2 protein-coding genes are annotated in these 1,660 nt (G+C 69.1%); both read left to right on the top strand.

The window, feature by feature from the left end; translation table 11 throughout:
• Window positions 1-249: 249 nt before the first annotated feature.
• Complete coding sequence (fdxA, locus tag U9980_RS26235; RefSeq protein WP_322754456.1) at window positions 250-573, top strand: ferredoxin; 324 nt, start codon at window positions 250-252, stop codon at window positions 571-573.
• Between the two features lie 56 nt (window positions 574-629).
• The coding region (gene dapC, locus U9980_RS26230; protein ID WP_322770377.1) for a succinyldiaminopimelate transaminase at window positions 630-1,660 on the top strand (1,031 nt) is incomplete at its 3' end.

Genomic DNA, 1,660 nt, shown 5'->3' with positions numbered 1-1,660 from the left:
CACCGTCACGATGGAACCGTCTCTGGTCCGTATCGTCAGACGTCGATCGGTCCAGGACAACAGGTGCCCGACGACGTCGGTCAGCGGCAACGGACCGGCGACCCGCCGGCGTACCGAGACTCTGGCGCCGGTGTCAGCAGGAGTGATACGGACGACATACACGACAAGCGAACGCCCTTGTTGTCGACACAGAACCGTTGAGGTCGATACTAGGGAATCAGTCGCCCGTGAGCCGAGGAGGAACAACCGGTGACCTACGTCATCGCGGAGCCCTGCGTCGATGTCAAGGACAGGGCCTGCATCGAGGAGTGCCCGGTCGACTGCATCTACGAAGGCGGACGGATGCTCTACATCCAGCCTGACGAGTGCGTCGACTGCGGAGCGTGTGAGCCCGTCTGTCCGGTCGAAGCCATCTACTACGAGGACGACGTCCCGGATCAGTGGAAGGGCTTCACCGATACCAACGCCGTCTTCTTCGAGGAGCTCGGCTCGCCTGGCGGGGCGTCGAAGGTGGGCGCGCTCGAGTTCGACCCACCCAGCGTCGCCACGTTGGCGCCGCAGGGCGAGTCCTGACCGGGCCTACAGGGCCTGCCGGAGCGTTCCGGCAGGCCCGCCACTCCCGGGTACGGTTGCCTGACTTCCCCTGGGATGCCCTTGCGCCGTTCGCGCACAAGGCCCGCGCACACCCGTACGGCATCGTCGACCTGTCGGTCGGCACGCCGGTGGACCCGACCCCGCTCGCGGTTCAGCACGCCCTTGCGGCGGCGGCGAACGCCCCTGGCTATCCGGCCACCGCCGGCACGCCTGAGTTGCGGGACGCGGCGGCGGGCTGGCTGGCGCGCCGGCTCGGGGTGATCGTCGAGTCGACCGCCGTTCTGCCGGTGATCGGGACCAAGGAACTGGTCGCGCAGCTTCCGAGCCAACTCGGGCTCGGGCCGGGCGACCGGATCTGGATACCGACACCGGCATACCCGACCTACCAGGTCGGTGCCCTGCTGGCTGGCTGCGAACCGGTGCTCGGCCCGGCTGACGGCGTGGCCCTGATCTGGCTGAACACCCCGGCCAACCCGTCGGGCCGGGTGTTGACCGTGGACGAGATGCGGGCGGTCGTGGGCTGGGCCCGAGATCGCGGCATCGTCGTCGCCAGTGACGAGTGCTACATCGAGCTGGGCTGGGAAGCCCGGCCCGTCTCGGTGCTGCATCCCGATGTCTGCGGCGGCTCCCACGAGGGGCTGCTCGCCGTTCACTCGTTGTCCAAGCGGTCGAACCTCGCCGGCTACCGCGCCGGCTTCGTCACCGGGGATCCAAGGCTTGTCGCCGGGTTGTTGGAAGTGCGGCGGCACTGCGGGTCGATGGTCCCGACGCCGGTTCAGGCGGCCATGACCGCGGCGCTGGCCGACGACATGCACGTTGCCGAGCAGCGGGCGCGCTACGCCAACCGGCGCGCGGTGCTCGCCGCGGCGTTGGCCGTCGCCGGATTCACGATCGAACACAGCGAGGCCGGGCTCTATCTGTGGGCGACCCGCGGGGAAGATGCGTGGGCGACGGTGGACGCCCTGTCAAGCGTGGGTGTGCTTGTCGCGCCCGGAGTGTTCTACGGCGAGGCTGGGCGTCATCACGTACGGATAGCGCTGACCGGGCCGGACGCCCAAGTGGCCAC

The organism is Protofrankia sp. Cr1 (assembly GCF_963555865.1).
Lineage (GTDB): Bacteria > Actinomycetota > Actinomycetes > Frankiales > Frankiaceae > Protofrankia.
This window is presented reverse-complemented; position numbering and strand designations above follow the sequence as displayed.